27 protein-coding genes are annotated in these 26899 nt (G+C 59.9%); 16 read left to right on the top strand and 11 right to left on the bottom strand.

Annotation, left to right across the window (positions count from 1 at the left end):
- Positions 1-16: 16 nt before the first annotated feature.
- On the top strand, positions 17-589 hold the full coding sequence (locus LOY43_RS24785; protein ID WP_093434649.1) for a hypothetical protein: 573 nt from the start codon (positions 17-19) through the stop codon (positions 587-589).
- Positions 590-602: 13 nt separating this feature from the next.
- A complete protein-coding gene (locus tag LOY43_RS24780; protein ID WP_258708858.1) occupies positions 603-1028 on the top strand; it encodes a hypothetical protein in 426 nt (141 codons plus the stop codon).
- Here LOY43_RS24780 and LOY43_RS24775 read toward each other — a convergent pair.
- On the bottom strand, positions 1007-1936 hold the full coding sequence (locus LOY43_RS24775; protein ID WP_258708857.1) for a LysR family transcriptional regulator: 930 nt from the start codon (positions 1934-1936) through the stop codon (positions 1007-1009). The two genes, LOY43_RS24780 and LOY43_RS24775, sit on opposite strands and share 22 nt — an antisense overlap.
- Before the next feature lie 221 nt (positions 1937-2157).
- Between LOY43_RS24775 and LOY43_RS24770 the strand changes: the two genes are divergently transcribed.
- The 4 genes from LOY43_RS24770 (at position 2158) to LOY43_RS24755 (ending at position 6774) form a co-directional block, all read left to right on the top strand.
- Positions 2158-3648, top strand: coding sequence for an aldehyde dehydrogenase (locus tag LOY43_RS24770; RefSeq protein WP_258708856.1), 1491 nt, complete (start codon positions 2158-2160; stop codon positions 3646-3648).
- A gap of 501 nt (positions 3649-4149) precedes the next feature.
- The gene (locus LOY43_RS24765; RefSeq protein WP_258708855.1) at positions 4150-5136 is read left to right on the top strand and encodes an ABC transporter substrate-binding protein; all 987 of its coding nucleotides are present in this window, start codon (positions 4150-4152) and stop codon (positions 5134-5136) included.
- 10 nt (positions 5137-5146) lie between these two features.
- Complete coding sequence (locus tag LOY43_RS24760; RefSeq protein WP_064392296.1) at positions 5147-5950, top strand: ABC transporter permease; 804 nt, start codon at positions 5147-5149, stop codon at positions 5948-5950.
- The gene (locus tag LOY43_RS24755; protein WP_034153794.1) at positions 5938-6774 is read left to right on the top strand and encodes an ABC transporter ATP-binding protein; all 837 of its coding nucleotides are present in this window, start codon (positions 5938-5940) and stop codon (positions 6772-6774) included. The genes LOY43_RS24760 and LOY43_RS24755 overlap by 13 nt, the downstream gene beginning before the upstream one ends.
- A 148-nt stretch (positions 6775-6922) precedes the next feature.
- Here the strand turns inward: LOY43_RS24755 and LOY43_RS24750 are convergent, their stop codons facing one another.
- The 3 genes from LOY43_RS24750 to LOY43_RS24740 all read right to left on the bottom strand — a co-directional run bounded on the left by LOY43_RS24750 (position 6923) and on the right by LOY43_RS24740 (position 9724).
- A complete protein-coding gene (locus tag LOY43_RS24750) occupies positions 6923-7843 on the bottom strand; it encodes a hypothetical protein (protein WP_258708854.1) in 921 nt (306 codons plus the stop codon).
- A gap of 51 nt (positions 7844-7894) precedes the next feature.
- Positions 7895-8974, bottom strand: a complete 1080-nt coding sequence (locus LOY43_RS24745) for an endonuclease/exonuclease/phosphatase family protein (RefSeq protein WP_258708853.1) — start codon at positions 8972-8974, stop codon at positions 7895-7897.
- Between the two features lie 75 nt (positions 8975-9049).
- A complete protein-coding gene (locus LOY43_RS24740) occupies positions 9050-9724 on the bottom strand; it encodes a YciC family protein (protein ID WP_095048753.1) in 675 nt (224 codons plus the stop codon).
- A 178-nt stretch (positions 9725-9902) separates the two neighbouring features.
- On the opposite strand from LOY43_RS24740, the gene LOY43_RS24735 reads away from it, so the two are divergent.
- The 3 genes from LOY43_RS24735 to LOY43_RS24725 all read left to right on the top strand — a co-directional run bounded on the left by LOY43_RS24735 (position 9903) and on the right by LOY43_RS24725 (position 11923).
- Positions 9903-10658 carry a DUF2076 domain-containing protein gene (locus LOY43_RS24735; RefSeq protein ID WP_258709947.1) on the top strand — a complete coding sequence of 252 codons (756 nt, stop codon included), beginning with the start codon at positions 9903-9905 and terminating at the stop codon, positions 10656-10658.
- A 138-nt stretch (positions 10659-10796) separates the two neighbouring features.
- Complete coding sequence (locus LOY43_RS24730; protein ID WP_007949802.1) at positions 10797-11276, top strand: NYN domain-containing protein; 480 nt, start codon at positions 10797-10799, stop codon at positions 11274-11276.
- 41 nt (positions 11277-11317) lie between these two features.
- Complete coding sequence (locus tag LOY43_RS24725; RefSeq protein WP_095125482.1) at positions 11318-11923, top strand: PolC-type DNA polymerase III; 606 nt, start codon at positions 11318-11320, stop codon at positions 11921-11923.
- Between the two features lie 139 nt (positions 11924-12062).
- Here the strand turns inward: LOY43_RS24725 and LOY43_RS24720 are convergent, their stop codons facing one another.
- On the bottom strand, positions 12063-12515 hold the full coding sequence (locus LOY43_RS24720) for an Lrp/AsnC family transcriptional regulator (protein WP_038361832.1): 453 nt from the start codon (positions 12513-12515) through the stop codon (positions 12063-12065).
- A gap of 163 nt (positions 12516-12678) precedes the next feature.
- On the opposite strand from LOY43_RS24720, the gene yedA reads away from it, so the two are divergent.
- Positions 12679-13614 carry a drug/metabolite exporter YedA gene (yedA, locus tag LOY43_RS24715; protein WP_258708852.1) on the top strand — a complete coding sequence of 312 codons (936 nt, stop codon included), beginning with the start codon at positions 12679-12681 and terminating at the stop codon, positions 13612-13614.
- Positions 13615-13666: 52 nt separating this feature from the next.
- Complete coding sequence (locus LOY43_RS24710; RefSeq protein WP_258708851.1) at positions 13667-15004, top strand: DEAD/DEAH box helicase; 1338 nt, start codon at positions 13667-13669, stop codon at positions 15002-15004.
- 235 nt (positions 15005-15239) lie between these two features.
- Here LOY43_RS24710 and LOY43_RS24705 read toward each other — a convergent pair whose 3' ends face one another.
- Both LOY43_RS24705 and LOY43_RS24700 read right to left on the bottom strand, forming a co-directional pair.
- Positions 15240-16487 carry a TIGR03862 family flavoprotein gene (locus LOY43_RS24705; RefSeq protein ID WP_095125480.1) on the bottom strand — a complete coding sequence of 416 codons (1248 nt, stop codon included), beginning with the start codon at positions 16485-16487 and terminating at the stop codon, positions 15240-15242.
- A gap of 281 nt (positions 16488-16768) precedes the next feature.
- Positions 16769-17689: a histone deacetylase gene (locus LOY43_RS24700; RefSeq protein WP_034153803.1), complete on the bottom strand. Its 921-nt coding sequence runs from the start codon at positions 17687-17689 to the stop codon at positions 16769-16771.
- Between the two features lie 82 nt (positions 17690-17771).
- Here LOY43_RS24700 and LOY43_RS24695 point away from each other — a divergent pair, with 82 nt between their 5' ends.
- From LOY43_RS24695 to LOY43_RS24685, 3 genes are all read left to right on the top strand, one after another.
- A complete protein-coding gene (locus LOY43_RS24695) occupies positions 17772-18341 on the top strand; it encodes a GNAT family N-acetyltransferase (protein WP_095048748.1) in 570 nt (189 codons plus the stop codon).
- A gap of 111 nt (positions 18342-18452) precedes the next feature.
- On the top strand, positions 18453-19322 hold the full coding sequence (gene tesB / locus LOY43_RS24690; RefSeq protein ID WP_095048747.1) for an acyl-CoA thioesterase II: 870 nt from the start codon (positions 18453-18455) through the stop codon (positions 19320-19322).
- Positions 19319-19912 carry an HAD family hydrolase gene (locus LOY43_RS24685; RefSeq protein WP_220557035.1) on the top strand — a complete coding sequence of 198 codons (594 nt, stop codon included), beginning with the start codon at positions 19319-19321 and terminating at the stop codon, positions 19910-19912. The genes tesB and LOY43_RS24685 overlap by 4 nt, the downstream gene beginning before the upstream one ends.
- A 139-nt stretch (positions 19913-20051) precedes the next feature.
- Here the strand turns inward: LOY43_RS24685 and LOY43_RS24680 are convergent, their stop codons facing one another.
- The 4 genes from LOY43_RS24680 to LOY43_RS24665 all read right to left on the bottom strand — a co-directional run bounded on the left by LOY43_RS24680 (position 20052) and on the right by LOY43_RS24665 (position 24639).
- A complete protein-coding gene (locus tag LOY43_RS24680) occupies positions 20052-21002 on the bottom strand; it encodes an alpha/beta fold hydrolase (protein WP_095048745.1) in 951 nt (316 codons plus the stop codon).
- Positions 21003-21890 carry a neutral zinc metallopeptidase gene (locus LOY43_RS24675; RefSeq protein ID WP_095048744.1) on the bottom strand — a complete coding sequence of 296 codons (888 nt, stop codon included), beginning with the start codon at positions 21888-21890 and terminating at the stop codon, positions 21003-21005. It abuts the gene before it with no gap.
- A gap of 192 nt (positions 21891-22082) precedes the next feature.
- Positions 22083-22916 (bottom strand): aldo/keto reductase, encoded by an 834-nt coding sequence (locus LOY43_RS24670; RefSeq protein WP_258708850.1) that lies wholly within the window; start codon positions 22914-22916, stop codon positions 22083-22085.
- On the bottom strand, positions 22900-24639 hold the full coding sequence (locus LOY43_RS24665) for an FAD-dependent oxidoreductase (RefSeq protein ID WP_258708849.1): 1740 nt from the start codon (positions 24637-24639) through the stop codon (positions 22900-22902). The genes LOY43_RS24670 and LOY43_RS24665 overlap by 17 nt, the downstream gene beginning before the upstream one ends.
- Positions 24640-24815: 176 nt before the next feature.
- Here LOY43_RS24665 and LOY43_RS24660 point away from each other — a divergent pair, with 176 nt between their 5' ends.
- Positions 24816-25592, top strand: coding sequence for an IclR family transcriptional regulator (locus LOY43_RS24660; protein WP_095048741.1), 777 nt, complete (start codon positions 24816-24818; stop codon positions 25590-25592).
- A gap of 243 nt (positions 25593-25835) precedes the next feature.
- Positions 25836-26897 (top strand): Gfo/Idh/MocA family protein, encoded by a 1062-nt coding sequence (locus LOY43_RS24655; RefSeq protein ID WP_258708848.1) that lies wholly within the window; start codon positions 25836-25838, stop codon positions 26895-26897.
- Positions 26898-26899: the final 2 nt, after the last annotated feature.

Genomic DNA, 26899 nt, shown 5'->3' with positions numbered 1-26899 from the left:
AGGAACGGAACTGCCCATGTCATCTTTTCTCAAGTTCAAGAAGTTGATCTTCTTGTCGGCTGCGCTTGTCGTTGCCTGCAATTCGGCAAATGCCGAAGAATCCAACCCGGTTGGCGACTGGTGGATTATCTACGGCAACGGCGTTGCCCATAAAAACATCATGTACGTGGCGGATGCGACGTCGGTGGTGCCCTCGGAAAAAACCAAAGGCGCGACCATGGTGGCGGTCACGCTGGTGTATGAAGAACCTGGCAAACCAATGATCGACGTGTACAACCTCGAAACCCAGTGCTCTACGGGCAAGGTACGTTTTATCAATGGCCAGTCCATCGAGCGTCTCGCATACACCCTGCGTCATCTGAAAGTTGCCAACCAATGGCAGACCCCGAAAGAATTCTGGGTCCAGCAAGCGCTGAAGTTTGCCTGCGCGCCGGGTAGTCGGGCTAAAAACGACATGGCCGCCGTGGGCAAGATGGAATACATGCAAATGATCCAGATGCTCCAGCAGATGTTCTTCAAACTTGCACCGATTCAGGAAAAGAGCCAGATGATGGACAACATCGACAGTCTGCTCGAACTTAAAAAATAAGCCGGGACAGCCCATGACTTACATCCGTTTATTGCTGGCCATCGTGTTGGCCGCGTTGCTCTTGACTGGCTGTTCCACCATTGCGCAGAGCCGCTGGGAAGGGCGTGATGCGCAGGAAGCGCTGGACTTGTTCGGCAAACCCGACTCGATGAAAAAGGAGATCGGTCCGAACGGCGAACCCTTGGCCGTGCTGACCTGGTACAAGTCCGCGAGCTGGACCACCACCGAAGCGGCCGGGACTTCGATGACCCATACCGGCAATGGCATGGTGTACACCGAGCACTATCAACAAGTCGGGCACAGTTCCGATTGCAAATTGCAGGCGAAAATCAACCAACAGAAGAAGATCGCGCAGTTCCTGATCGAAGATGGACGGATCCTGCATGGCAAGTGCACCAATGTCAGGTATGTCCCCGGTTATATTCCACCAGGCATGTGAGCGGTCTTCGCGGTCAGTTGCTCGCGGCAATAATCGGCGAACAGCTGCGCCGGTTTGGTCAACTGCCCGCGCTTGAGCCACGCCGCCACCAAACCGGAACCGGTGACGTCTTCGACGATGTCCACGCACACGACTTTCTTGCCATCGTAGGTGCATTCCGAATGCGGTCTGGTTACCAGAATCGAAAAGCCGAAACCTTGGCCAACCATTCCGCGCACCATTTCAATCGATGGCGAGCTGAACTCGATACGCGGTGTTAATCCAAGCTCTTCGAACAGGCTGACGAAGTAGGTCCGGCTCGGCTGCACATCAAGCAAGATCATCGGGTCCAGACATAGATCGCGCAGCGACACTTGCTTGTACTGGGCAAAGCGATGATCCACCGGCAACAACGCATAAGGTCGTTGCGCCGGCATAAGCGGTTCGGTCTGGATGGTCGCGTCGAGCTCATGTTCATAAAGAATCACCAGATCGAACGCGCCTGACGTCAGGCCTTGCACCAGCTCTTGTTGTTCACCGTCGCGAATGCGGATTTTCACGCCCGGATACAGCCCCGAGAACCCGGAAATCAACTGCGGCAAATACAACGGCGCGACCGTTTCGAAACAACCGATATCGATCTGCCCGGCGACCACGTCGTTGTCGGCGAGGGCGTTCTGTTCGAACTCCTTGGCCATGCGCAACAGTTCTTGAGCCTTGCGAAAGAACCGCGCACCGCTTGGGGTCAGTGACACACCTTGGGCGTGGTGACGGATCAGCAGTTGCACGCCGAAGCTGTCTTCCAGGCCTTTGATCGCGGTGGAAATCGCCGGCTGCGCGATGTACAGCTTGCGCGAAGCCTCGGCAACGCTGCCGCATTCGACGGTGGTGATGAAGTATTTCAGCTGACGCAAATTGTAGGCGGCCACGGCAAACCTCAGGACGAGCGGACTCGACTTGCAAGCAATTTGTGCGCCGCCACGTCCGTTGCGCGACGATGTTGTTGTCCCTCAACCATAGCCACCTGCGCGGGGTTTGGGGAAAGTCGTTGCCCAGTGTTTTTATTGCCTGCGAAGACATTTTTACTATTTTTAGCCTGTGCGGGCCTGAGCGACCATCGAGGCACAATAACGTCTCAGGAGCATCCGTCGTGTTCGAGCTTGCAGAGTGGCAGCGCCGCGCCGTTGCATTGAAGTTTCCCGATCAGGCCGTGATCGACGGCAAGCATTGCGCGGCGCAATCGGGGCAGACTTTCGCTGCGATAAACCCGGCGACCGGGCAATGTCTGGCCAACGTCGCTGCGTGCGGCGAGGCTGATGTCGACGCGGCGGTGCGCAATTCACGACAGGTTTTTGAGGCCGGTACGTGGTCGCAACGTGCTCCGGCCGAGCGCAAACAGGTGCTGCTGCGTCTGGCTGATTTACTGATGAGTCATCGCGAAGAACTGGCGTTGCTCGACTCGCTGAACATGGGCAAACCGGTGATGGATGCCTACAACATTGACGTGCCGGGCGCCGCCGGGGTGTTCCGTTGGTACGCCGAAGCCATCGACAAACTCTACGATCAGGTCGCGCCCAGTGCGCCGAATGTGCTCGCGACCATTACCCGTGAAGCACTCGGTGTAGTCGCTGCTGTGGTGCCATGGAATTTCCCCTTGGACATGGCCGCGTGGAAGCTCGCGCCGGCGTTGGCGGCGGGTAATTCGGTGATCCTCAAACCGGCCGAGCAGTCGCCGTTTTCGGCACTGCGTCTGGCCGAACTGGCGCTGGAAGCAGGGCTGCCGCCGGGTGTGCTGAACGTGTTGCCGGGGCTTGGTGAGCAGACTGGCAAGGCCTTGGGTCTGCACGCGGATGTCGATTGTCTGGTGTTCACTGGCTCGACGCAGGTCGGCAAATATTTCATGCAGTACTCCGCACAATCGAACCTCAAACAGGTCTGGCTGGAGTGCGGCGGCAAGAGTGCCAATCTGGTGTTCGCTGACTGTCAGGATCTCGATCTGGCGGCGGAGAAAGCCGCGTTCGGGATCTTCTTCAATCAGGGCGAAGTCTGCTCGGCCAACTCGCGCTTGCTGGTGGAGCGCTCGATTCATGATGCGTTTGTCGAACGCCTGAAAGCACAGGCCGAGCGTTGGTTACCGGGGGATCCGCTGGATCCGCAGAGCAGCGCCGGGGCGATTGTCGACAGCAAACAGACGGCGAGCATCATGCGCTTTATTCGCAGTGCCGAGCAGTCGGGGGCGACGCGAGTGTGTGGTGGGCAGCAGCGGCATTTCAACGGGTCGGATAATTTTATTGAGCCGACGATTTTTACCGGTGTGACAGCTGACATGCCGTTGTTTCGTGAAGAGGTATTTGGGCCCGTGCTGACGGTCGTGCCATTCGACAGTGAAGAGGAAGCGGTGCGGTTGGCAAACGACAGTGTCTACGGGTTGGCGGCGTCGCTGTGGACCGATGACCTTAACCGCGCCCATCGAGTGGCGCGACAGTTGCGCGCGGGTACGGTGTCGGTCAACACGGTCGATGCGCTGGATGTGACGGTGCCTTTCGGCGGCGGCAAGCAATCGGGTTTTGGCCGGGATCTGTCATTGCATTCATTCGACAAATACACCCAACTGAAAACTACCTGGTTTCAATTGCGCTGAAACCGGGTCGCCCTTATCGCTGGCAGGCCAGCTCCCACACTGGATCTAAGTCGCACGGCAGATCCCCTGTGGGAGCGAGCCTGCTCGCGAAAGCGGTGGGTCAGCAGCGAAAATGTCGACTGACGCGGCGCCATCGCTGGCAAGCCAGCTCCCACAGGTTTCAGCGTTGTTCACACAATCCAGGCACACTCGCGATCCCTGTGGGAGCTGGCTTGCCAGCGATAGCATTCTCCCCGTAGCCGAAAATCCCCAATTTGCACCCACCTCGCGCACCCCCGCAATCCCCGCCCTTTAGCAGTGCGCACTAGCCAGTTTTTTCATCATTTGCAGCCAACAATTTCCTGATTTTCCTCACCGCGCACATGGGCCACCATCGATCTTGCCCGCCAGCCGAATGTTGTCCGCCCAAGCGTCCGCGAGAGACCAACGGCAGCAACTGCACAACGGCCGGCGACCGTACTGCCCATGACAAAACTAAATCAACAGCGTCGGGAGTGCTCCATGATCAAGTCCTTGTGTTCACGTCTTACTCATCCTCTGGCAATCACCGCCCTTGCCGCCACGGTCGCGACCAGCGCCCAGGCCGGCACCTTGTCCATCGGCCACACCACGTGGGTCGGCTACGGCACCCTCTATCTGGCTCAGGACCTGGGCTACTTCAAGGAAAATGGCCTGACCGTCGAGTTGCCGGTGGTCGAAGAGGCCTCGATGTACATGGCCGCGCAGGCCTCCGGGCAACTGTCCGGCTCGGCCTCGACCATCGATGAAGTGCTCAAGTACCGTCCGCAATTCTGCTTCAAAGCCGTCGCGGCGCTGGACGACAGTCATGGCGGCGACGGTGTGCTGGTCGGCAAGGATGTGAAGAGCCTACAAGAACTCAAGGGCAAATCCGTGGCGGTCAACGAAGGCTCGACTTCACAGTTCTGGCTCTCGTACCTGCTGAAAAAGAACGGCATGAAGATGACCGACATCACCGTGCAGAACATGACCGCTGACGATGCCGCCACCGCCTTCATCGCCGGTCGCGTACCCGCTGCCGTGACTTGGGAACCGCACTTGTCGATGGTCCGCGACAAGCAGCAGGGCAAAGTATTGATCGACAGCAGCAGCACCCCCGGGGTGATCGTCGATGTGGTCGCGCTCAATTGCACGGTTATCGAAAAACAGCCGGAAGACGTCAAGGCGTTGGTCGCCGGCTTGTACAAAGCCGTGCAGTACACCAAGGATCACCCGGAAGACGCGTACAAAATCATGGCCAAAGGCGTCGGCGGTTACCTGTCTGATCCGAAGGAACTGGCCGCCGCCGCACAAGGTGTGCGTTTCTACGATCAAGCGATGAGCGAGAAGCTTCTCGGCTCGCCGGGCGAGCCCGGCGACAGCGCAGCGCTGATCAAACTGGCCAACGAAACCGCCAGCGAATTGCAGGGCAAACCGTACAACGTCAGCAACGACGAGCTGGTCGACAACCGTTTTGTCAGCCCGCTCTAGGAGGTCTGTCATGTTCAAGCGCAATTCGTGGCTGAGCCGCAGCCTCACACCGAAAACCGCTTTGCCGGTGCCAGTGGTGTGGAGCGCCAGCGCTCTGGCCTGGGTGTTGTTGGTCGGTCTTTGGGCCGGGTTGTCTTACGGCGGCATCGTCCCGGGGATGTTCCTGCCGACACCGGGCGCGGTGGTTGAAGCCGCCGTACGCCTGGGACGCGACGGCACCCTCGGCACCCATGTGTGGGCCAGTGTCGAAGTGGTGATGGTCGGCTTCATTGTTTCGTCGCTGGTGGCGGTGCCACTGGGGTTGCTGATGGGGAGCTTCCGCATCGTTCAGGCGTTTCTTGAGCCGCTGGTGAATTTCATTCGTTATCTGCCAGTGACCTCGTTTGTGCCGCTGTTCATCCTGTGGATCGGCATCGGTCTGGAGCAGCGCGTGTCGGTGATTATTTTCGGCGTGTTCTTTCAGCAACTGGTTATGATCGCTGACGTGTCGAAAGGCATTTCCAAGGATTTGATCAACGCTTCTTACACCTTGGGCTCCAACCGCCGCGACGCGGTATTGCATGTGATCGCGCCGGCCTCGGTGCCCGGCGTGCTCGACACGTTGCGGGTGACCATGGGCTGGGCCTGGACGTATCTGGTGGTGGCTGAACTGGTCGCCGCTTCCAGCGGTTTGGGTTACCTGAGCCTGAAGGCCATGCGCGGTTTTCAGGTTGACGTGATCTTCCTCGCCATCGCGATCATCGGCCTGCTCGGTCTGGTCACCGATCAACTGTTCCGCTTTCTTCGCCTGAGGGTTGCCGCATGGGCTCAGTGACTGCTGCCAATCATCGTTTCATCGAACCTGTCGCGACCCCGGCGCAAGCGGCGCCACGCTTGCAGGTGGACAAGGTCAGCCTGCGCTACAAGAAACCTGACGGCGGAACGTTTACAGCGCTGGAGGAGGTGTCGTTCGAGGTGCCGGATCAGCAGTTTGCCGTGCTGGTCGGGCCGTCGGGTTGCGGTAAGTCGAGTCTGTTGTATCTGACTGCGGGGCTGGCTGAGCCGACCTCCGGCGAGATTTATGTCGGCGGCCAGCAAGTGCAGGGCCCTGGCGCGGATCGTGGCATGGTCTTTCAGAGTTACACGTTATTTCCGTGGCTGACGGTACGCCAGAACGTCGAGTTCGGCCTCAAGCGTCGTGGCATGCCGGCGGCGCGGCGCAAGGAGATCGTCGATTATTACGTCAACGAAGTCGGTCTCGCCGGGTTCGCCGACAATTACGCCAAACAGCTGTCGGGCGGGATGATGCAGCGCGTGGCAATTGCCCGGGCACTGGCCAATGATCCACAGATTCTGCTGATGGACGAACCGTTCGGCGCCCTCGACAGCCAGACACGGCTGCAGATGCAACAGTTGTTGCTGCGGGTCTGGGGTAACAGCAAGAAAACCGTGTTGTTCGTCACCCATGACATCGACGAAGCGATTCTGCTCGGCGACCGGGTCTATGTGATGGGCGCGAAACCGGGGCGGATCAAGCAGATTCTCGACGTGCCGATCGAACGCCCGCGTTCACTGGACATGGTCATGGAGCGCTCGTTCATCGACATGAAACGACAGATCTTCGGATTGCTGCATGATGATCTGGAAGAGGTGCATTGATCCAACGGTCATAAAGCCTGGCCATTGTGAGAGCGAGCCTGCTCGCGAAGGCGTAGTGTCAGTCGATAAACAGGGTGCCTGACACACCGCTTTCGCGAGCAGGCTCGCTCCCACAGGGTCCTGTGGTGCAAGGGATGGCGAGGTCAGCTCACGGCCGGGCAAACACGGTTTTGACCCACCCCTGCAAGGTGTACTTCTGGTAGATGTGCTCAGGCACATCGACATACGGATCAGTAATGAACCGTTCCGGAATCACCGGATTAGCCTCATCAATGACCAAAATGTTCGCCGGGTTGTAAAAGTCATAGTCGACCACGCCCTGGTTGGTGGTAATGACTTTTTTGCGTGAGGCCATGGCTTCGAAGAACCGGAAACTCAATCCCGCCTGACCGGGCTTGGCAATGTCGAGAATGATCCGTGAGCGCTTGACCAGCTCCCCTACCGACTCCAGCGACATTCTTTGCTCGAAAAAGGTGATGCCCGGATGCGCCCCCGGAACCGGTTTGGACTGAACCAGAAACTTGTAATCGGTCAGCCCGAGGCGATCGAATTCCTCGGCCAGACCGGCAAGTACCGGCACCCGATCCTTGCCCGCCATCACCACAAACGCCGAGTACTCACCGGGTTCACCGTCCGCGATGTAGTCGTCGTAAATGAAGTTGTAGAGTTTTTTCAGCCCGTAGCTTTCGGCATTTTCCGGGTCGAAGGAAAACACCTCGTCATAACCGGTAAGGGCTTCGCGAGTCATCGGCCAACGACTGAAGCTGTCGTAGAGGTAGGCGATCTTGTGGTCGGAGACCTTGAGTCCGGCGGCCAACTGGTTTGCATCGATCTGGGCCGGGTTGATGATGAGTGCCACATCGAAACGTCCATGCGCAGCAATGGCTTTATTGAACTGGCGTAACTGCGCCCAGCGTTTCAGCGGGCGGCGCAAGATCTTCGGCGCTTGATCAAAGCTGTTCTGCATCGATGACGTATCGATGAAACACACGTCATTGTCGATCATCAGGTAGTCCGCCAGTTTGCGCGCGTAACCACCAATGTCCTTGCACACCAATAAGATTTTCATGGGATTCCATATCGTCAATTCGGGCGACGGGGCGATGATCCTCGGCCCTGCCTATGGCGCCGCCGGCAGCAGGAAGCGCGCAATCACCGGCAGGTGATCGGAGATGCGCAACGTGTCGTCCTGGCGCACCCTTGCTTCGACCCGCTTGATCTTCGGGCTGTAAAACAGATAGTCGACCGTGCGATCCGGGCCATTCAGGCCGGGGTCGTTGGGGTAGTGGGTCAGCCAGCGCGCACGGTCGATGCCGCTGGCTTCGTTGTTGGTCGGGATCATCGGGTACTTGTCCCACAGCAGATGCAATTCGCTGTCGGCGGAGTAGGGCGTGCGCTGTTCGGCAGGCAGGCGGCGGTACTGGCCCAGCGGCAACAGATTGAAATCGCCGCCGATCAGCCACGGCAGGCCTTGGCTCTCATACTTGTCGAGCACTTTGGCTACGGCGGTCAATTGTGCTTGCGCGGTGTCACCCGGTTGGCTGGAGCGTTCAAGGTGGGTGTTGAATACGGTCAGTTGCCCGCCGTCACTCAGGGGCAGTTTGGTCGCGAGCAGGGCGTCTTTCGGCTGGAACTGGCGGTTGATGAAGTTGGCGGCAGCGACCGGCAATTGCAGGCGTTCGGCGTGTTCGATGCGGTAGCGACTCAGGGTCGCCAGTTGCCGGCCGACGCTGCCGTAAATGTGCGGGTCGGGAACGAATTTGGCCTTCCAGTCGAACGCACTGGCACTGCACGGATACAGGTCGGCGACCCGTTCCTGCAACAGCTTGAGCTGGTTCTGATAGTCGCTGGCCTTGGCGCCGTCATCGAGCTCCTGCAACAGCACCAGATCGGGCTGCTCGTCGCGGATCACCCGCGCCACTTCGTCGAGGCTGAAGGCCATGTCTTCCAGTGTCGGCGCTTCATCATCGCCCTGAGCCAGATCATTCCAGAACACGTAGCGTTTGCCGGCCAGGTATTGCACGTTCCAGGTCATGACTTTCAGCGCCTGCCCGGGCACCAGCGTCGGCGTTGTGGCGGTGCAACTGACCGGCAAGGTTTCGCGGGCGTCGGGGCGCCAGGTAAGGCTGAACAGCAGCCCGCCGATCAGGGCGATGGCGAGCACGACAAACAACAGGGTGTAGCGCAGTAGACGGGTCATGGCTCGGCTTATAGCGTTACAGAAAGTGGCCCCGAGCATACCTGACGGTCGTCTCGAAGCCCAAGCGCAGTGCTGTCAGATGGCTCTGTCACGTTTGTCAGGTAATTCGCTGATCAGCATGAACAGGCGGAACAACACCACACTGGTGAACAGTTGCAGGAAGCTGTGAGCGCTGTCGATCAGAATGGCGATCACAGGATTCTGCGGCTCGGGGTACACCGCCAGTGTCGCGCCTTTGAGCAACCACAGCGGCGTCATCACGCAGAGAATGCACAGCAGGATCCGCCAGAAATGCCCGCGGGTCAGGCGCAGGCTTTCCTTCATCGCCTGCAATGGTCCCATACCGCGCAGTACCAGCAGGTATTCGCCGAACGCGAGCATCACCATCAGCATCAGGCCCGGCAGGAAGTACAGCGACAGGCCCAGCAGAATCAGCAAGGTATTGAGCGCCGTGAGCAACGCGAAACGCGGCCACAGAGTGGCGGCCATCGCCAGCAGATCGCGGTTGCGCGGCGCCTCGCCACGGCTGCGCGCATCGAGAAAGAGGATCAGTGCGGCGGTGTACAGCGGATACACCAACAGACCAACGATGATGCTGATCGCCGAGATGTTATCCGGCCCGCTGGCGTGATCGACCACTTGTTGCAGGAATGCTTCGAAAATCACCAGCGGCAGGCACAACCGCACGATGCTGCCCAAATGGCGTTTGAAAAAATACAGAGAGTCGCGCAGCACTTCGAGGGCATTCATCAGTCGGTATCGCAGGTCGAAAACAGTGGCTCACTTTAACCGATGATGGCTGGCGCGACACAAACGTAAACATTCGGTAAAGGTCATTGAAACGTTTTGTCACCGTCTCCATTACAGGAGAGCACCTCGGCCAACGTGGACGAGGGCAATGTTATCCCCGGCAATCTACGAGGTCGCCATGAACAGCGAAGAGCAAACCCTGATCGATGGACTGTTTTCGCGGCTGCAACAGGCCGAAACGGAGGCAGCCCCGCGCGACGCCCAGGCTGAAACGCGGATCAAGGAACACCTGACCCGCCAGCCGGCGGCAGGTTATTTCATGACCCAGGCGATTCTGGTGCAAGAGGCTGCGCTCAAGAGCCTCGACGAGCAGAACAAACAACTGACTCAGCAAGTCCAGCGTTTGCAGGCGGAGTTGCAGTCGGCCAAGGCGCAGAGTGCCGCACCGGCGCCGAGCGGCGGCGGTGGTTTCCTGTCGAGCATTTTTGGTGGCAGCCCGCGTCCGGCGCCGACTCAGAGCGCGCCGGCCTCGACTGGCGGCTGGCGCGAACCGGCACCGCAGCAGAATTACGGCGCGTCTGCACCCCAACAGAACTTCGGCGCGCCAACGCCTAACTATGCGCAACAAGCCGCTCCGGCAGCCGGCAGCAGCTTCCTCGGCGGCGCCTTGAAAACCGCCGCCGGTGTGGCCGGTGGCGTGATGCTGGCGCAGGGCATCAGCAGCCTGTTCCATCATAACCAGCAGCCGGAAGAAATCGTTGAAGTGATCAAGGAAGAACCGGCGCAGGTTGCCGACCAGAGCAACAACGGTTGGGGCGATGACCAGCGTGTGGCCGATAACGGCTTCTCTGGCAACGACCAGGGCGGCTTCACCGACACCGACTACGGCAACGACAATTCTTCCTTCTTTGATGACGACGATTCCTTCGTCTGATTCACCATTCGTCCGGAGCCCCTGAGGGCTCCGGGCCGATTATTCGCGGAACCCTCCTGATGGCTGGCATACTGAGCGCCTTTTTCGGGCCTGGCGCCTGATCCCGCTTCGTGCGCTTGCGCGCCCACAGGAACTCCGGTGAAAAAAATCGCAGTGTTCGCCGACGTGCAGAACCTCTACTACACCGTGCGTCAGGCTTATGGTTGTCACTTCAACTATGCCGCATTGTGGGCCGACATCAGCAAGGACGGGCAGATCGTCGAGGCCTACGCCTATGCGATCGACCGTGGCGACAGCAAGCAGCAACAGTTCCAGCAGATCCTGCGCAACCTCGGTTTCACCGTGAAGCTCAAACCCTACATCCAGCGCAGCGACGGCTCGGCCAAGGGCGACTGGGACGTGGGCATCACCCTCGACATCATGGACGCCGCCGACCACGTCGACGAAATCGTCCTGGCTTCCGGTGACGGCGATTTCGACATGCTGCTCGAACGCATCATCAGCAAACACGGCGTGCAAGCGGTCGCCTACGGCGTGCCGGGTCTGACCGCCAACTCGCTGATCCGCGCCGCCAGCCGTTATGTGCCGATCGAAGGCGCACTGTTGTTGAAGAATTGAGCTGTTACTGAAGAATTGATTTGTACGGAGTTGAACCCGGTTTGGAACGCATTGCAGTCATCGACTTTGAAACCACTGGCCTGTCGCCGAACAGCAACTGCCGCGCCACGGAAATCGCTGTGGTCATGCTGGAAAACGGCCGCATCGTCGAGCGTTACCAGAGCCTGATGAACGCCGGCGTGCGGGTCCCTGCGTTCATCGAACAACTGACCGGCATCAGCAACGCCATGTTGCGCACCGCGCCCTCGGCCGAGCAGGTGATGAACGAGGTCAATGAGTTTGTCGGTTGCACGCCGCTGGTCGCGCACAACGCCTCGTTCGACCAGAAGTTCTGGGACTTTGAACTGGGGCGGATCAAACGCACGCGATTGCAGAACTTTGCCTGCTCGCTGCTGCTGGCACGGCGCTTGATGCCTGCGGCACCAAATCACAAGCTCGGCACGCTCACCACGTTCGCGCGCCTGCCGCATACCGGCCAGGCTCACCGGGCCATGGCCGATGCCGAGATGGCGGCGAATCTGATGGCGCATCTGGCGGATCAGTTGCGGCACAAGCACGGCGTCAGCGAGCTATCGCACGACCTGCTGTGCAAGTTGCAGAAAGTCCCGGCTGCGAAAGTCAGCGAACACCTCCAACGCTACCGCTGATCCCCACAGACCGATCGTTCCTACGCTCTGCGTGGGAATGCCTCAACGGACGCTCTGCGTTCGGCTTTAAACGGGACGCGGAGCGTCCCGGGCTGCATTACCACGCAGAGCGTGGGAACGATCATTCGGGGGAGCCGAACTATTTGCCGTTGCTTTCGATGTGACCGAGCGGCACGCGCTTTTCAATCGCGCTCGACAACACAATCGAGGTCTTGCTGAAGCCAAACTTCGCCACCCGATTGATCAACTCCTCCAGCTCCGTCATCGACCCCACCGCAGCCTTCATCATCACGCACGGATCGCCCGTGACTCGAAAGCATTCGGTCAGTTGCGGGATCTTCACCAGTTCGTCGTAGACCTTCTGGCTGCCGTTCTGGTGCAGACGTAATTCGATCATGCATTGGATCGGCAGGCCGATTTTCGACAGGTCGATTTTCGCCTCATACCCGGTGATCACCCCGGATGCCTCAAGTTTGGCAACGCGCTCGGCCACCGCCGGGGCGGAGAGGTTAACTTTGCGTGCCAGATCGGCGTAGGACGCACGGCCATTTTCCAGCAGGGCGCTGAGCAGCATGCGGTCGTATTTGTCCAAGGCCGGACTCCTGAAAATGCCAGACTTTCGAAATCGTGGTTTATTCCACCGATCTCCGTGATTTCCAAAGTGTACCGGCGCTATAAACAGGTTTTGTAACTTATTTTTGCTCGTCAGCCTTTCTAGAATAATCCATCCCCTGACTCAGACTTTCGAGCTGCCCATGCCTGCCTTGCGCCGTTTTTCCTTGCCGCTGATCGCCGCGTTTTTTGCGTTGTATGTGATTTGGGGATCGACCTATCTGGTGATCCGCATCGGCGTCGAATACTGGCCGCCGCTGATGCTCGGCGGGGTGCGCTTCGTGATCGCCGGCAGCCTGATGTACGCCTTCCTGCGCTGGCGCGGGGCTCCGGCGCCGACCTGGGCGCAGTGGAAAGCGGCGGGGATCATCGGGATTTTGCTGCTCAGTTTCGGTAATGGCGCGGTGAGTGTGGCCGAGCACACGGGCGTGGCTTCGGGTGTGGCGGCATTGGCGGTGGCGACGGTGCCGTTGTTTACTTTGCTCTGTGGATATTTCTGGGGCGCGCGTAACACTCGGCTGGAATGGGCCGGGGTGGCGTTGGGGATTGTTGGTATTGCCATGCTCAACATGGGCTCCAACCTGCAATCGAGCCCCCTGGGCGCGGCGCTGCTGATTTTTGCGGCGGCGACCTGGGCGTTCGGCTCTGTGTGGAGTAGACATCTGCCGTTGCCGCAGGGCGCGATGGCCAGCGCGGTGGAAATGCTCGTTGGCGGTGTGGTGCTGCTGATCGGCAGCGTTGTCAGCGGCGAGCACCTGCAAGCCGTGCCGCCGGTTGAAGGCTGGCTGGCGCTGGCGTACCTGATCTTCTTCGGCTCGATCATCGCCTTCAATTCCTACATGTACCTGCTCAAGCACGTACGTCCGGCGGCGGCGACCAGTTATGCCTACGTCAACCCGGCGGTCGCGGTGTTGCTGGGGATTGTGTTTGTCGGCGAGACCATCGGCATCGAAGAAGCGCTGGCGATGCTGGTGATCATCAGCGCGGTGGTGTTGATTGGCTTGCCGCAGTGGCGTCGGCCGGCACAGCCGCCAGTCGTGGCGCCGACAGCCGTTCCCACAGAAACGCGTACGAATTAGGGTAAACTGCGCGGCATTGCATGCCTGCGTTATTTTTTCCTACGGTACTCCCATGACTTTCGCCACCCTTGGCCTGATCGAACCCTTGCTGCGCTCCCTCGAGACGCTCGGCTACCAGACCCCGACGCCGGTTCAGGCGCAAGCCATTCCGGCCGTGCTGGCCGGTCGTGACTTGATGGCAGCCGCTCAGACCGGCACTGGCAAAACCGCCGGTTTCGCCTTGCCACTGCTGCAGTTGTTGGCCATGGAAGGGCCGAAAGTCGCTGCCAACTCGGCGCGTGCACTGATTCTGGTGCCGACCCGTGAGCTGGCCGAGCAGGTTCATGAGTCTGTGCGTCAGTACGCCGAAAACCTGCCGCTGCGTACTTATGCGGTTTACGGCGGCGTCAGCATCAATCCGCAGATGATGAAGCTGCGCGGCGGCGTCGATGTGCTGGTCGCCACGCCCGGTCGCCTGATCGACCTGTTCCGCCAGAACGCGCTGAAACTCGATCAGTTGCAGACTCTGGTGCTGGATGAAGCCGATCGTATGCTCGACCTGGGCTTCTCTGAAGAACTGGCGAACATTTACCGCATGCTGCCAAAAAAGCGCCAGACCCTGTTGTTTTCCGCAACCTTCTCCGATGACATTCGCGTGCTCGCCGGGCAGATGCTCAACGATCCGCTGAGTATCGAAGTCAGCCCGCGCAACGTCGCCGCCAACACCGTCAAGCAGTGGATCGTCACGGTGGACAAGAAGCGCAAGGCCGAACTGTTCGTGCACCTGATGCGCAAGAACAAGTGGAAGCAGGTGCTGGTGTTCGCCAAGACCCGTAACGGTGTGGATGCGCTGGTGGAAAAACTCCAGGGCCTGGGCGTGAATGCCGACGGTATCCATGGTGATAAACCTCAGGCGACCCGTCAGCGTGCGCTGGACCGTTTTAAACTCAGTGAAGTGCAGATTCTCGTGGCGACTGACGTTGCGGCGCGGGGCCTGGATATCGAAGATCTGCCGTTGGTGATCAACTTCGATCTGCCGATCGTAGCTGAAGACTACATCCACCGTATCGGCCGCACGGGTCGTGCTGGCGCGACCGGTGAGGCGATCTCGCTGGTATGCGCGGATGAAGTGAACATGTTGTCGGCGATTGAAATGCTGACGCGCCAGACCTTGAAACGTCAGAACGAGCCGGATTTCGAACCGGAGCACCGCGTGCCGGACACCGATGCCAGCGGTCAGGTGATCAAGAAACCGAAAAAGCCGAAGAAGCCGAAGGCTTCCGGTGGTGGCGGCAAGCGTAATCTGGGCAAATGGGTCGACAGCGGCGAGACGCAGGCGCCGGAGCCTTCGGTCAAGCCTGTGCGTAAAGTGCCGGTGTTCAATACCGGGCCGCGCAAGCGCAAACCTTAAAGTCAAAAGCCCCTCACCCTAGCCCTCTCCCAGGGGTAGAGGGGACTGATTGGGGGATATTCGGGAATTACGCCGACCTGGTCCGACTGTTGTGAATCCACAATCGACAGGGCTTTCGCCAGACACCTCGGTCGGCTGACCAAATCCATAATCGACTCGGTCTTTCAGGTCGACGGATGATGTCAGACACCTCGGTCAGCTCCCTCTCCCTCTGGGAGAGGGCTGGGGTGAGGGTTCAGGCAGACGCCTCGGACTTGAGCCATTGCACAATACCCAAGCCCGCCGCCCGACCACTGGCAAAACACCCCGTCAGCAAATAGCCGCCCGTCGGCGCTTCCCAATCAAGCATCTCCCCCGCGCAGAACACCCCCGGCAACGCCTTGAGCATCAAGCGCTCGTCCATCGCCTCGAACGTCACGCCCCCGGCACTGCTGATCGCCTCGTCCAATGGCCGCGTTTTGACCAGAGTCAGCGGCAACGCTTTGATTGCCCGCGCCAGCAGCGCCGGATCAGCAAACGTCGCCGCATCAGTCAACTCACGCAACAACGCCGCTTTCACCCCATCAATCCCGACCTGACTGTGCAGATGCTTGGCCATCGACCGCGAACCGCGTGGCTTGCTCAAAGCTGCCTGCAATTTATCCACAGGTCGGCCGGGCAACAAATCGATGTGAACAACCGCCGCGCCATATTGGTTGATTGCCTCACGAATCGGCGCCGACAGCGCATAAATCAGACTGCCCTCAATCCCGGTCGCGGTGATCACGCATTCGCCCAAACGCGGAATATCGTCATTCAAACCGATGGCGATATTTTTCAGCGGTGCGCCGGCGAATTTGCTCACCATCAAATCGCTCCAGGCCTGCACTTCGAAGCCGCAATTGCTCGGTTGCAACGGCGCCAGTCCTACACCGCGCTGCTCCAGAGCCAGCATCCACGCACCGTCGGAACCGAGGCGCGACCAACTGCCGCCGCCGAGGGCAAGCAGCGTGGCATCGGGTTTGACGGTGATTTCACCTTCCGGGCTGTCGATGCGCAGCGCGCCATGTGCATCCCAACCGAGCCAGCGATGGCGTGTGTGGATAACGACGCCGCTGTCGCGCAGGCGTTTGAGCCAGGCGCGCAGTAGCGGGGCCGCTTTCATATCAGTGGGGAACACCCGGCCGGAGCTGCCGACAAAGGTTTCGATGCCCAGATCATGAATCCATTTACACAGCGCATCGGCATCGAAACCGCGCAGCAGCGGGGCGATTTGCGGCGCGCGCTCGGCGTACCGAGAAAGGAATGCCGGGTAGGCTTCGGAGTGGGTGATGTTCATGCCGCCGACGCCGGCGAGCAGGAACTTGCGGCCCACCGAGGGCATTCCGTCGTAGAGATCGACGCGGATTCCGGCCTGGCTCAGCACTTCGGCGGCCATCAGGCCGGCGGGGCCACCGCCGATGATGGCGACGTGAGCGGGGGAGGAGGCGGAATTCTGGGTCATGGCATGCGCTGCGGTATGGCGGGATAAGGCGCGCATTCTAGCAGCCGAGATCTTTTGTAGGAGTGAGCCTGCTCGCGATAGCGGTGTATCAGCCAAGTTAATGTTGAAGGTGCTGACGCTATCGCGAGCAGGCTCACTCCTACAAGGGATTCGGGTGGGCTTGAAATGTTGGTTGAAAAATGATCAGTGCGCTGCAGGCCATAACCGGTATGGCCTGTAGTCCCTTTCACTCAGGTTATCCACAGGCAGTTCCACAGCCATTGTGGGTAACGCAGCACAACTCAATGACAACCGTGTGACTGCCAGACCCGTTGCGCGCTGTGATGGAGGATGCCGTGGCGGCGGGCGAGGGCGTGGCGATCCTTGCTGTAGCCGCCGCCAATTACGCCCATCACCGGAATGTCGCGGCCCAGGCAATGGCGCATCACGCTTTCGTCGCGGGCGGCGACGCCTTCGTCCGTCAGTTGCAGATAACCGAGGGCATCGTCCTTGTGTACATCGACGCCGGCGTCATACAGCACCAGGTCCGGTTGATACAGCGGCAGCAGATAATTGAGTGTGTCGTCGACCACTTTCAAATAATCAGCGTCGCCCATGCCCTTGGGCAGCGGGATATCCCAGTCACTTTCCGCCTTGCGTGCAGGAAAATTCTTCTCGCAGTGCAGGGAAACCGTAATCGCCTCCGGCGTGTCATGCAGGATCCGCGCGGTGCCGTCACCCTGATGCACGTCGCAATCGAAGATCAGCACGCGATTGACCCGGCCGCTTTGCAGCAGGTAATGGCTGATGATCGCCAGGTCATTGAAGATGCAGAAGCCCGCCGGATAGTCGTAGTGCGCATGGTGGGTGCCGCCGGCCAAGTGGCAGGCCAAGCCATGTTCCAAGGCTTTTTCCGCCGCCAGAATCGAACCGCCGACCGCCCGTACCGTGCGCCGCGCCAAGGCTTCGTTCCACGGCAGACCCAGACGCCGTTGGTCTTCGCGGGACAACTCGCCGCTCATGTAGCGTTCGATATACGCACGGTCATGGGCGAGGGCGAGGATGTCGTTGGGGCAGATCTCGGGCCGCAGCAGGTCGGCGTCGCGGGTCAGACCGCTGTCGACCAGGTGATCGCGCAGCAGACGAAACTTGTCCATCGGGAAGCGGTGATCCGCCGGAAACTCGGGGCTGTAGTCTTCGTGGTAGATCAGCGGCAGTGGCATGGCGGTTTCATGTAGGAACGTAGGAAAGAGTGAAGGATCCTACCAGCGATGTAGACTTGCGGCATGGATACGGAGGGGCATGATGGAGCCGATACTGGAACTTGAAAGCGCGCGCTTGCTGATGCGTCAGTGGCAGGACGAGGATTTGCCGGCATTTGCCGCGATGTGCGCCGATCCTCAAGTGATGCGCTACTTCCCGACACCGTTGAGCCGACTGGAAAGTGCTTCGATGATCGGCCGCGTGCGCGGGCATTTCGCCGAGCACGGTTTTGGCCTGTGGGCGCTGGAGCGCAAGGACAGCGGCGAATTTATCGGTTTCACCGGACTCGGCGTGGTCGGCTTTGATGCGCCGTTCACTCCAGCAGTGGAAATCGGCTGGCGCCTGGCCAAGGAACATTGGGGCCTGGGTTACGCCAGCGAAGCAGCGTGGACCGCTCTGCGTTGCGGCTTTGATCGGTTGGCCTTGAAGGAAATCGTTTCCTTCACCGCGCAATCCAATTTGCCCTCAGAGAAAGTCATGCAGGCGATCGGCATGCATCACGCCCCGGAAGATGATTTTGATCACCCCAAGCTTGCCGTCGATCATCCGCTAAGACGGCATGTGCTGTACCGCATTACTCGGGAACAATGGCTGCAAACCTTGCATGGATAAGCCGACACGGACGTTTACAATGGCCGCCATATCATTGGCCCGCGCCAGAATCTGAATCGGCCGCCGCAGCCAAGACTGCGCGGCATAGTGCTTTGTGTGAGGAGAGTCTGAATGAGCCAAGTGTTGGAAGATCTGGTCGACTTGCTGACCCTGGAACCGATCGAAGAAAACCTGTTCCGTGGCCGTAGCCAGGATCTGGGTTTCCGTCAGTTGTTCGGTGGCCAGGTGCTCGGCCAGTCGCTGTCGGCGGCCAGTCAGACCGTTGAAGAGGCGCGCCATGTGCATTCGATGCACGGCTATTTCCTGCGTCCGGGCGATGCCAAGTTGCCGGTGGTCTATTCGGTTGATCGCGTGCGCGATGGCGGCAGTTTCAGCACTCGCCGCGTCACGGCGATTCAGAAGGGCCATCCGATCTTCACCTGCAGCGCTTCGTTTCAATACGACGAGGCAGGCTTCGAGCACCAGAGCCAGATGCCGGTGGTGGTCGGCCCGGAAAACCTGCCGTCGGAGCTGGAGTTGACCCAGCAACGCGCGCACCTGATCCCGGAACACATGCGTGAAAAACTGCTGTGCCCGAAACCGATCGAAGTACGCCCTGTCACCGAAAAGGACCCATACAACCCGCAGCCGGCCGATCCGATCAAATACGTATGGTTCCGCGCCGACGGCGCATTGGCCGACATCCCGGCGCTGCACAAATACTTGTTGGCGTACGCTTCGGACTTCGGTTTGTTGACCACCTCAATGCTGCCCCACGGCAAATCGGTGTGGCAGAAAGACATGCAGGTCGCCAGCCTTGATCACGCGCTGTGGTTCCACAACGATCTGCGCGCCGATGACTGGTTGCTCTACGCGATGGACAGTCCGTGGGCCGGCAATTCCCGTGGATTCTCCCGTGGCAGCGTGTACAACCGCGCCGGGCAACTGGTCGCTTCGGTGACGCAGGAAGGCCTGATCCGCCATCGCAAGGACTGGGCATGAGTCTGAAAGAGGTCAAGCACTGGGTGTTCGATATGGACGGCACGCTGACCGTCGCCGTGCATGATTTTGCGGCGATTCGCGTGGCGCTGGCGATTCCGCCGGAGGACGACATCCTCACTCATCTCGCCGCGTTGCCGGCGGATGAAGCAGCGGCGAAACATGCCTGGTTGCTGGAGCACGAGCGCGATCTGGCGCTTGGTTCGACCCCGGCGACCGGAGCGGTGGAGCTGGTGCGCGATCTGCATGCGCGCGGTTATCGCCTCGGCATTCTGACCCGCAATGCGCGGGAGCTGGCGCATGTGACGCTGGAAGCGATTGGTTTGGCTGACTGTTTTGCGGTGGAAGATGTGTTGGGCCGTGATGAAGCACCGCCGAAGCCGCATCCGGGTGGGTTGCTGAAGCTGGCAGACGCTTGGGAAGTACCGGCCAGTGAGATGGTGATGGTCGGTGATTACCGCTTTGATCTGGATTGCGGGCGAGCGGCGGGCGCGCGGACGGTGTTGGTGAATCTGCCGGAAAACCCGTGGCCCGAGTTGGCCGATTGGCATGCGAAGGATTGTGTCGAATTGCGCAGGATGTTGTTTACCTGACATCTCGGTTGTTTGATCTGGCCTCATCGCTGGCAAGCCAGCTCCCACAGGGATTTTCAGTGGATGCAAAATGTGTGCGACACAACCCACTGTGGGAGCTGGCTTGCCAGCGATGGCGGCAGATCATTCAATGCAGGACTTATTCAAACAACGCCTTCTGCCCCTCCGGCGAGGTCAACATCCCATCGCCGTTATGCCCAACCCCGGGCACTTCAACTAGCCGCTGATTCACCCCTTCCGGATGCCGACGCAGCAAATAGCCGAAGTACAATTTCCCACGCTCCAAGCGATACGCACCTTGCGCTTCGGCTTCACAACGCTTGTCCAACGCCGGATGCTTGGGATCGACGTCCTGCTGTCCAAGCAGATAAATCACCTCGCGCTTGATGTAACTGCTCTCAAGCTGCAACGGCGTTTGCCCACCGGCGTACACCGGCATGTCTGACAGACCGTACTTCCAGCGATTGAAACCCGCGCATTTGGCGTGATCGAACGCCACCGGCCGTTGTTCATTGAAGTAGGCATACGATGACGGGTTGGCGACCACGTAGCGCAAGCGAATGCCGTTGGCCTTCAGCGCAGGCTGATCCTTGGCCAGCAGGGCATAGCGCTGCACCACCTGGCCACCGCCAGAATGACCGAAGATCACGATCTGCTTCACGTCGGGAAACTGTTTGCGGTCGCTGATCCGTCCGACGATCTCATCAAGTGCGGCGTAGGAACTCAACGGGTTCGGCCCTGTGGATAAGCCGCCGCCCATCCACTCGTTGCCTTGCCAGCGCAGCAACGTGGCGGGGAGCGAGTACAGCGCGACATCGCTTTCATTGAGGAACTGCGGCGCGATTACCAGCGTGTGGGCACTTTGTCCCGCTAGCTCGGCGGCGCTCTCGGCGCTTTTGCGATAGGTTTCCGAGTTGCGCAACCGGCCATGAATGACGATCAGCACCCGTTCGATCTTCTCCGGCGCAGGACCAATGCCGACCGCCATTTCCCCGGCCTTGAGTTGCAAACGACCGGGGCTGATCGCATCGACACCGGCGGCTTGCGCAGTGCTGCCAACGATCAGTAACGCCAAAAGCCATTTATGCATTTACAGGTTTTTCGCCGCGAAGGTATCGCACTGGCCGACCTGGCCCTGCGCGAATCCGGTTTTGAACCAGCGCACCCTTTGCGCCGACGTACCGTGGGTGAACGAGTCCGGCACCACACGGCCCTGACCCTGTTGTTGCAGGCGATCATCACCGATGGCGTTGGCCGCATTCAAGGCCTCTTCGATATCGCCCGGTTCCAGCCAGTTCAAACGCTTCTGCGCACTGTAGGCCCAGACGCCGGCGAGGCAGTCGGCCTGCAATTCCTGACGCACCAGCAAACCGCCGTCGCCTTCCATCTGCCGACCTTGCTGGCGAGCTGTCTGAATTTTCGCCGAGACGCCGAGAAGCGTCTGCACATGATGTCCGACTTCATGCGCGATCACGTAGGCCTGGGCGAAGTCACCGGCCGCTTTGAAGCGTTGCGACATTTCCTGGAAGAACGCCATGTCCAGGTAGACCTTCTGATCCGCCGGGCAATAGAACGGGCCAGTGGCCGAGGTTGCCAGACCGCAGGCGGAGTTGACCCGGTTGCTGAACAGCACCAGGGTCGGGTCCTTATATTGGCGCCCGGCCTGTTGGAAAATCGAGCCCCAGGTATCTTCGGTATCGCCGAGGATCGAGCGGACGAACTCGGCCTGTTCATCGTTCGCCGGCGGGGCCTGACGGGTTTGCGAGGTTGGCGCCGATTGTTGGGTGGATTGCCCGGCGAGCTGACCGAGGATCTGCATTGGGTCCTGGCCGGTGATCCAGCCGATACCGACGATCAGCAGGATGGCCCCCAGGCTCAGGCCTTTGCCGCCGCCGAAGCGCATGCCGCCACCACCGCCGGCATCATCACCACGGGCATCGACGACGTTGTCACTGCGTCGGCCTTTTTTCCATAGCATGTGGGAATCCTCTGTGTGTATCGGGTGGTGATGAGTGTTGCTGTTGTGTGAGTGTGGCGCCAGTCCGGTCGTCCGTCTATTGGCCACACGCAAACAGGCCCGGCCTCGTGTTGACGAGGTCTGGCCTGTTATTGACGGTCTGGCACGCGGCAAATTCAATCCCGCGCAGGATTTCTATCGCTGGATTATCAATCAGCGATCAAAGGCATCCCACTCCGGGGCGAAATCCGGGCTGACCTGACGCTCGCGTTTTGACAGGGCTGCGATTAATGCGCGGTCTTCATTGTCGAGTTCGACCTGCAGCGATGCGAGGTTGGCCAGTTGATTGGCCCGGCTGCTGGCCTTGGGAATCGCTGCGACGTTGGGTTGATCAAGCAACCATTTCAACGCTACTTGGGTCGGCAACACGCCATGTTTGTTGGCGATCTGTTGAATCTGTGGGATGTCTGAGACCTTGTTGCGCGCCAGCGGGGTGTAGGCCGTTAGTGCCATGTCGTGTTGACGGGCGTAGTCGAGCAGGGCGTTTTGGCCGAGCAGGACGTGGTATTCGACCTGAATCGCTGACAGACCGATGCCGTATTCCTCGACGACTTTGCGCAGCAACGGCAGCGGACAATTCGCCACGCCGATGTTGCGTGCCAGCCCCTGTTTCTTGAACGAAGCCAATGTCTCGAGGGTGCGTGGCAGGTCCCAGTCGGTGGTGGGCCAGTGGATCATGAACAAGTCTACGTAGTCGCTGCGCAACGCGGTAAGGCTGCGGTCCATGGAATGGCGCATCGCGTCGGGTTGCAGCTGATCCCACCAGACTTTGGTGGTGACGTGAATCTGCTCGCGCGGTGTCGGGGTATTCGCCAGTGCTTGTCCGACGGCGTCCTCGTTGTTGTAGGCCGCTGCCGTGTCGATGTGTCGATAACCCAGTTCCAGTGCTTGCTCCACGGCGCGAGTGCATTCGTCGCCGAGCATCGGCCAGGTGCCGAGGCCGAGTTTCGGCATGTTCAAACCTTGGGCATTAACGATGTGCTGCATGGTCGATCTCCTGTTCGAAAGCAGTCATGCCGGCGATATGCCGGGCGGCGATGTAACCGAAAGTCAGCGCCGGGCCGATGTTGATACCGCCCGCCGGGTAGTGGCCGCCCATGATGCTGGCCATGTCGCCACCGGCTGCGTAGAGGCCGACGATGGGCTGTTCGTGGGTATCCAGTACTTGCGCGTGCGGGTTGACCTTGAGTCCGGCGAAGGTGCCGAAGCAGCCCGGCTGGACTTTCACGGCGTAGAACGGGCCGGTGTCTATTGGGGCAACGCAGGGGTTGGGCAGGTTCGCCGGATCACCCTGTTTGCGGTTGTAGGGTGTTGCGCCGCGACCGAACAACGGGTCTTCGCCGTGGCGGGCATGGCGGTTGTAGTTATCCACAGTCTGGCGCAACCCGCTCGGGTCGATGCCGCAGGCGAGGGCCAATTCTTCAATACTGTTGCCGCTTTTCAGATAGCCGCTGCGGATAAAATCTGACACTGGCAGCGGAAATGGCCGCGATATGCCCAGTCCATAACGCCGTTGAAAGGCGCGCGTGCAGATCAGCCATGAGGCGACTTCTTCACCTTCCGGCGCAGCAGCGACCATGGCGCTGACGTAGTCGTAATAACCGTTGGCTTCGTTGACGAAACGCTGGCCGTTGCGCAGAACCCCGATGATCCCGGGTTTGCCGCGTTCAATGATGTGTGGGAAATGGCCGATGCTGCCGTCGGAATGTGGCACTTGCGATACCGGCGCCCACGCCACGGGCGAAGCTATATCGGCATTGACCCGTGCGCCGACACTTTCGCCCAGGCGCAAACCATCGCCGTCGACGGCCAGCGGCGGCAGCGCCCAATGCTCGTGACCGGTCGGCGTGCGCGGGAACAGGGCTTTGCGTCGCTCGATGTCATTGGCAAAACCACCGGCGGCGAGCAATACGGCTTTGCGTGCATGAATGCGGATCGGGCCTTTGTCTGTTTTGACCACAGCGCCCGAGACGCGCGAGCCTTCACGCAGCAGTTCCGTCACAGGCGCCGACTCCCAGAGCAGGACGCCAAGGTCTTCGGCGGACTTCGCCAGCCTTGCCACCAGCGCCACGCCGTTGACCAGTTGCATCGCCCGGCCATGCACGGCGAGGTCGAACAGGTGTCGAGTAAAGCGCCAGGTCACATGCCATGCCGCTTTCAGCGAGCGCGTCAGATTGAGGAACGCCGACAGATCCGCCCCGGCCATGATCGGCATGCCCATGAAGGACGTTTCGCGCATCGTTGTACGAAGGCGCTTGAGCAAGCGTCCGACCTTGCGTCCATCGTAAGGCGCGGCGATGACCGAGCGGCCACCGGTGCCAGCACCCGGCGTGTCACCATGAATGTCGGCAATGGCATTGCCATCGGCAAATTGCAGCGCAGTGTGTTGCTCGAAAAACCCGACCATGCGCGGTCCCGCTTCAAGGAAAGCGTCGATCATCGCCGGGTCGAAGTGCTCGCCCAGTTCATGGCGCAAATAGGTGCGCGGTTGTTCGATGTCTTCGATGATCCCGGCCCGACGCGCGAGTGGATTGCACGGCACCCACGCCCAGCCACCGGACCAGGCAGTGGCGCCACCGAATACCGGATCTTTCTCGACAACGATGACTTTCAAACCATGCCACGCGGCAGTCACGGCGGCCGACAAACCGGCGGCACCGGAACCGACGACCAATACGTCGCAGTTGATATCAGGATGTTCGGCAGACATCAAACAACGCTCCGGCAGTAAGTTATTTTTGGAATTTGATTCCAGAAAATAACCAGTGTCGTGACGACTCGACAAGCCTTTAACCCATAAAATGGGCGGTTATCGAACGGCCGGTTCCAGATTTCGCTTTGCCGTCAATGTCTTCTAGAATCAGCAAAATTTCTTTGGACGTCCCCATGGCCGGCAGTCAAATCGAACGGGTTTTCAGCGTGCTGGAAAGCCTCACCAGTGATCCGCGCGGGCTGCCGATGCAGACGCTCGCCGAGCAGCTGGATATCCCCAAGAGTGCAACACACCGCTTGCTCGCCGAGCTGATTCGGTTGGGCTACGTACGGCAGAATGCGGAAACGTTGCGCTATCACTTGTCGACCAAACTGGTCGCTATGGGCTTTCAATACCTGTCGAGCTGCGGTGCCGATATCGTCCAGCCAGTACTCGACCGACTGGCGCAGGAAACCGGCGAACTGGTGCGTTTGGGCGTGATCGATGGCGAGCGCCAGACCTGGATTGCCAAAGCACAAGGCGCGCGCACCGGTCTGCGTTATGACCCGGACATGGGCCGCGATGCGCCGCTGTTCTACACCGCCTCCGGGCATGCGTGGCTGGCGTGCATGAGCGACGCCGAGGCGCTGTCACTGGTCGAGCGGCAGGCGGCGGAGGTGCCGGTGGGGATCGGGCCGAATGCGCCGCGTTCAAATATCGAGTTGCTGGAACGGCTGCGTCTGGCTCGTGAGCAGGGTTATGCCTGGGTCGAGGAGAGTTCGGCCGTGGGGACTTCGGCGATTGCAGCGGTGGTCAGGCATCCAACGGATGGTCGGGTGATCGGTGTACTGAGTATTGCCGGGCCAAGTGCGCGGATGCCGGGGGCGCGGTTGCATGAGCTGGCACCGCTGTTGCTGACCTTCACCGAAGAATTATCAGCAGCCAGCCTGGCCTCAGAACTGTTTATCTAATCCGAGTTCACACAGACCCCCTGTAGGAGTGAGCCTGCTCGCGATAGCGGTATGTCAGCCAACGTTAACGGCGACTGACACTCCGCTATCGCGAGCAGGCTCACTCCTACAGGGGATTTTTGTTGTTCACGAAGTTGTGCGGTGTTCGCACGGTTTTAGGATGGATGGGTGTTTGATTGTGGAACTCGGTTCTAAATTGTTGCTGGAGTGATATTCCAACAACAATTACAAAAGGACCGCACCTTGAATTCGCCCCTTCGAATTGCCCTGATCGGCGCCGGCAACATGGGCCAGCAACATTATCGGCATCTACAAACCCTCAACGAAGCAACGCTGTGTGCGGTGGCGGATCCTGGGCCGCAAGCAGCAGGGCTTGCGGCCGAATGGGGCGTAAGGCATTTCGCTGATCATCGTCAGATGCTGGAGCAAATCCGGCCAGACGCGGTGATCGTCGCCAATCCGAATAATCAACACGTCAGCACGGCGCTCGATTGTCTGGCGGCGGGTGTGCCGGTGTTGCTGGAAAAACCGGTCGGCGTGCACCTGGATGAAGTGCGCGAACTGGTTGCGGCGGTCAAAAGCAGCGGCGTGCCGGTACTGGTCGGCCATCATCGGCGCCACAACCCGCTGATCGTGCGGGCCCATGAATTGGTGCAGAGCGGGGCATTCGGGCGTCTGACCACGGTCACTGCGTTGTTCCAGTTGCGCAAACCCGACAGCTATTTCGAGATCCCGTGGCGCCGCGAACCGGGCGCCGGGATGTTGCTGACCAACCTGATCCACGACCTCGACCTGCTACGGCATCTGTGCGGTGAAGTGCGTTCGGTGCAAGCGATCACCGACAACGCCGTGCGCGGTTTCGCCAACGAAGACAGTGCGGCGGTGTTGCTGCAATTCGAAGGCGGCACATTGGGCACATTGAGCGGTTCCGACGCGGTCGCCGCGCCGTGGAGTTGGGAGCTGGATTCCGGCGAGAACCCAGTGTATCCGCGTCAGGCCGATCAGCCCTGTTATCTGCTGGCCGGGACTACCGGAGCGTTGAGCATTCCGCAGCTCAAGCGTTGGCACTATGGCGCTGAGCAGGTCGACGCCGGTTGGCATGAGCCCTTGTTGATGGTCGAAGAATCCTCCGGCGGTGACGACGCTTTACGCTTGCAGTTACAGCATTTCGTCCGCGTGGCGCGGCGTGAAGTCGAGCCGCTGGTGAGTGCGGCCGACGCTGCGCGCACTTTGGCGCTGATCGAAGCCATACGCGAGGCCGCGGCCACCGGCCGTGCCTGCCCCCCTGCACTGATTGAGGCTTGAAC

This window comes from Pseudomonas sp. B21-041, assembly GCF_024748675.1.
Taxonomy (GTDB): domain Bacteria; phylum Pseudomonadota; class Gammaproteobacteria; order Pseudomonadales; family Pseudomonadaceae; genus Aquipseudomonas; species Aquipseudomonas neuropathica.
Note: the sequence above shows the minus strand (reverse complement) of the source record. Positions and strands in the feature narration are given on the sequence as shown.

Excerpts from the sequence above, each read along its gene's own strand:
- LOY43_RS24785 (WP_093434649.1), top strand. The coding sequence starts at position 17 with ATGTCATCTTTTCTCAAGTTCAAGAAGTTGATCTTCTTGTCGGCTGCG.
- LOY43_RS24780 (WP_258708858.1), top strand. The coding sequence starts at position 603 with ATGACTTACATCCGTTTATTGCTGGCCATCGTGTTGGCCGCGTTGCTC.
- LOY43_RS24765 (WP_258708855.1), top strand. The coding sequence starts at position 4,150 with ATGATCAAGTCCTTGTGTTCACGTCTTACTCATCCTCTGGCAATCACC.
- LOY43_RS24760 (WP_064392296.1), top strand. The coding sequence starts at position 5,147 with ATGTTCAAGCGCAATTCGTGGCTGAGCCGCAGCCTCACACCGAAAACC.
- LOY43_RS24755 (WP_034153794.1), top strand. The coding sequence starts at position 5,938 with ATGGGCTCAGTGACTGCTGCCAATCATCGTTTCATCGAACCTGTCGCG.
- LOY43_RS24750 (WP_258708854.1), bottom strand. The coding sequence starts at position 7,843 with ATGAAAATCTTATTGGTGTGCAAGGACATTGGTGGTTACGCGCGCAAA.
- LOY43_RS24745 (WP_258708853.1), bottom strand. The coding sequence starts at position 8,974 with ATGACCCGTCTACTGCGCTACACCCTGTTGTTTGTCGTGCTCGCCATC.
- LOY43_RS24740 (WP_095048753.1), bottom strand. The coding sequence starts at position 9,724 with ATGAATGCCCTCGAAGTGCTGCGCGACTCTCTGTATTTTTTCAAACGC.
- LOY43_RS24735 (WP_258709947.1), top strand. The coding sequence starts at position 9,903 with ATGAACAGCGAAGAGCAAACCCTGATCGATGGACTGTTTTCGCGGCTG.
- yedA (WP_258708852.1), top strand. The coding sequence starts at position 12,679 with ATGCCTGCCTTGCGCCGTTTTTCCTTGCCGCTGATCGCCGCGTTTTTT.
- LOY43_RS24710 (WP_258708851.1), top strand. The coding sequence starts at position 13,667 with ATGACTTTCGCCACCCTTGGCCTGATCGAACCCTTGCTGCGCTCCCTC.
- LOY43_RS24705 (WP_095125480.1), bottom strand. The coding sequence starts at position 16,487 with ATGACCCAGAATTCCGCCTCCTCCCCCGCTCACGTCGCCATCATCGGC.
- LOY43_RS24700 (WP_034153803.1), bottom strand. The coding sequence starts at position 17,689 with ATGCCACTGCCGCTGATCTACCACGAAGACTACAGCCCCGAGTTTCCG.
- LOY43_RS24695 (WP_095048748.1), top strand. The coding sequence starts at position 17,772 with ATGGAGCCGATACTGGAACTTGAAAGCGCGCGCTTGCTGATGCGTCAG.
- tesB (WP_095048747.1), top strand. The coding sequence starts at position 18,453 with ATGAGCCAAGTGTTGGAAGATCTGGTCGACTTGCTGACCCTGGAACCG.
- LOY43_RS24685 (WP_220557035.1), top strand. The coding sequence starts at position 19,319 with ATGAGTCTGAAAGAGGTCAAGCACTGGGTGTTCGATATGGACGGCACG.
- LOY43_RS24680 (WP_095048745.1), bottom strand. The coding sequence starts at position 21,002 with ATGCATAAATGGCTTTTGGCGTTACTGATCGTTGGCAGCACTGCGCAA.
- LOY43_RS24675 (WP_095048744.1), bottom strand. The coding sequence starts at position 21,890 with ATGCTATGGAAAAAAGGCCGACGCAGTGACAACGTCGTCGATGCCCGT.
- LOY43_RS24670 (WP_258708850.1), bottom strand. The coding sequence starts at position 22,916 with ATGCAGCACATCGTTAATGCCCAAGGTTTGAACATGCCGAAACTCGGC.
- LOY43_RS24665 (WP_258708849.1), bottom strand. The coding sequence starts at position 24,639 with ATGTCTGCCGAACATCCTGATATCAACTGCGACGTATTGGTCGTCGGT.
- LOY43_RS24660 (WP_095048741.1), top strand. The coding sequence starts at position 24,816 with ATGGCCGGCAGTCAAATCGAACGGGTTTTCAGCGTGCTGGAAAGCCTC.